This window comes from Xenorhabdus entomophaga (genome assembly GCF_037996725.1).
Lineage (GTDB): Bacteria > Pseudomonadota > Gammaproteobacteria > Enterobacterales > Enterobacteriaceae > Xenorhabdus > Xenorhabdus khoisanae.
The window spans coordinates 1-2,735 of sequence record NZ_JBBMXH010000206.1 but is presented as its reverse complement, the minus strand read 5'-3'; the positions used below and the strand labels follow the sequence as shown (position 1 = coordinate 2,735).

Below are 2,735 nucleotides of genomic sequence, written 5' to 3'. Positions count from 1 at the left end.
ATTGAATCTGTCTTTATAGATAAAATCCTTGCCTGTGTTATAGGGCGGGTCGATATAAATCATCTTCACTTTCTTGTGATACGACTTTTGCAGCAACTTTAAAACTTCAAGATTATCGCCTTCAATAAACAGGTTCTCTGTGGTATCCCAGTTCACACTTTCTTCTTTACAAGGGCGTAGCGTACCTGTTGATGGCGTTTGCGCAATTTGACGCGCACGGGCCTTACCCTGCCATGTAAAGCTGTAGCGTTCTTCAATGGTCATCAGTGGAATACCCTGTAATAAAAAAGGCCGCCGGAGCGACCTTGTATTAATTAATTTTTGTTAACATGTGAACTCAGGAGGAATAACTGGCATCTCACTTGATCGACACGATGGGCACCATGACTGCACAATATAACGACCATCTTCCATTGTTCTCATGCCAAAATCTTCATATTTGTAATAGATATGATGCCCAGCCGTCGAAGAACATTTTGGGCAAGACTTATAAAGAATATCTGTAGACTCTACTACCTGAGAGTCTTTCAATGAATAACCACAACCTGAGCATGTTTCCATAGATAATCTCCATTTAAGCAATAGGAGAGTAATTATTAACATTTTAATCAAGCTGCTTCGCTGATAATTGTCGCATTTCTGATCTTCACAGAACTATCGCAGTCGTTCCCCCAGCAGTCCCAACCAGTAACCTTTTCACGAGCAAATAACTCTATTCTTGGTATATCACCTAACAACTGAACGAGCTTATCTCTGATAATTGGGGGCTTTGCGCTGTGTTCCATTCTTGGTGCTGTTATGTGTTGGCATATTGAGGCATCTAACCGTGTGGGTAATTTCCCCTTTACAGCGAACAAACAGTCTTCACTATTGGCTCTAGTCATATGTCCCATCCCAATAGCGCTATTACCACGATGTTTATTAACCTTATGCCATGTAAAACCTTTCATAGTCATAAAACGAAATCCCCATGATTTGACTACCTCAAGAGCTTCATTTGGCATTGATGGCACCCACCACATAGCTAATAGGCAGGAATTGGGATCAGCCAAATCCCAAACGGGTAGACGACATATATCCTGAATCGACATTAGTGGATACTTAAATCCAGCCCCTCTATTGCCAGATTTACACTTATCGCGGTATTCCCAAGGAGGGTCTGCATAAATCAAATTGTATTTCACATAACCTCCAGAAAACAAAAAGGCCACGCCATGCGCAGCCCATATCAATTAAGACAGACTAATGATTCTATTTACGTGAAATCATGTTATTAATTATCATTAATACATTATCTTTAATAATGTCACAGACTTCTGCTTTATCACCATCAAATATATAAACTATTTTAGTCGGCTGTCCCACACAGGCAGTCATCTGATTACCGTCAATAAAAAGCTCCACATCAACCAGCGCCATATCACCGCCCCTAGGTGAATCATCAATGACTGTTGCGATAACAAAATGAAGGTGATAATCAGGGGTTAGCTTTATGCTTGTTGGTGCTTTCTGTTCGAAAGCGTATTCAGACATAATGCCAGCCATAACATAAGGTCTTGTAGCACCTTGTACATCTATCCATGTTTCATTATCAAGCTCTAGTGAACGTTTGTATGCTTCAACCAAATCGGCGGCTTCTCTGTAAATTCGGTTAATGTTATCTTTGCGTATTTCATCAACAGTTATCTTTCTTTCGCGTATTGTTTTGTAGGTGACAGTCATAAACCTTCCTTCGTTACAGTTAAAAATGTTCATTTTGCCACCTGCATGATTACATTAATTTGACTAAACTCGCGCTTCGAAAGAATAAAAGTGAAAGAAAATAAAGCATTAGAATATTCCTCTAAACATCCCGGACTTGCGGGATTTTGAACTACTGCATATTTTGCAGGAGTTGGATAAAACCATCGAACTCATCTTTCATGGGACTTACTCTATACTGATCGAGGTGTTGCTCGGAATGGTCAAAACCACACCTAACACGCTGATTTAACTACGATATAGATGTTGACCGACCCCGATCGAGTTGCGGCTGGTAGATACGAAAAAACCCCGCGAGTGCGAGGTCTGAAAATTCGATAAGCTGTGTGACATTGCTATCACTCTTATCACAATAGCACCATTTTTACGTACGTAAAGCCATTTTCAAAAATTACTGCATAAAGGGTGCTCATTAATATCCACTGGTTCCAATTGGACGTATTTATCCATCTCTAATGGAACATCCAGCATCATTAACATCCCTTCAATTACCCCTTCTGCCTTTTGTAGCTTCTTGCCAATGTGCCCATCAGAACAGTGACGATCACGCGCCAACTGCATGAATGTTTTCCCGAACACGTAATAGTCGAATAGTAAATCATGGTTATCACTGTCTTTCTGGTTCAGTTTTGCCATGCAACTAGAGATAACCATTGCGTCATCCTCGCAGCATTGAGGGCGGGATTTCACTTTGTTGGGGATCAGTCCCTTGAAGCCCGCGGCAACAGAAGACCAATAAACCCCGTCACTATTATCAGCCACCCATGCGCCCCAGCGTTCCAGTACTAATTGAATATCACGCATTTACACACTCCCCCACCAGATTGAGGATAATGCTGTTGGTCAGCTCACCATCATGGAACCGTTCTTCCTCCAGTACCCACTTGCAGACCTCTATTGCCTCCTGACGACTCACCGGCTGGATAGTGGCGAGTTTCTTTTCAAGATAGTCTTCCCGGTCATAGATATAATAC

4 protein-coding genes and 1 pseudogene are annotated in these 2,735 nt (G+C 41.5%); all 5 read right to left on the bottom strand.

What is annotated here, in order from left to right:
• Nucleotides 1–264, bottom strand: a pseudogene (locus AAC854_RS22035) (site-specific DNA-methyltransferase); the annotation flags it as partial.
• 60 nt (nt 265–324) lie between these two features.
• The gene (locus tag AAC854_RS22030; RefSeq protein WP_340618966.1) at nt 325–561 is read right to left on the bottom strand and encodes a hypothetical protein; all 237 of its coding nucleotides are present in this window, start codon (nt 559–561) and stop codon (nt 325–327) included.
• Between the two features lie 47 nt (nt 562–608).
• Complete coding sequence (locus AAC854_RS22025) at nt 609–1,184, bottom strand: MT-A70 family methyltransferase (protein WP_340618965.1); 576 nt, start codon at nt 1,182–1,184, stop codon at nt 609–611.
• A gap of 67 nt (nt 1,185–1,251) precedes the next feature.
• Nucleotides 1,252–1,722, bottom strand: a complete 471-nt coding sequence (locus AAC854_RS22020) for a hypothetical protein (protein ID WP_340618964.1) — start codon at nt 1,720–1,722, stop codon at nt 1,252–1,254.
• 423 nt (nt 1,723–2,145) lie between these two features.
• The gene (locus AAC854_RS22015; RefSeq protein ID WP_340618963.1) at nt 2,146–2,565 is read right to left on the bottom strand and encodes an antiterminator Q family protein; all 420 of its coding nucleotides are present in this window, start codon (nt 2,563–2,565) and stop codon (nt 2,146–2,148) included.
• Between the last annotated feature and the right edge of the window lie 170 nt (nt 2,566–2,735).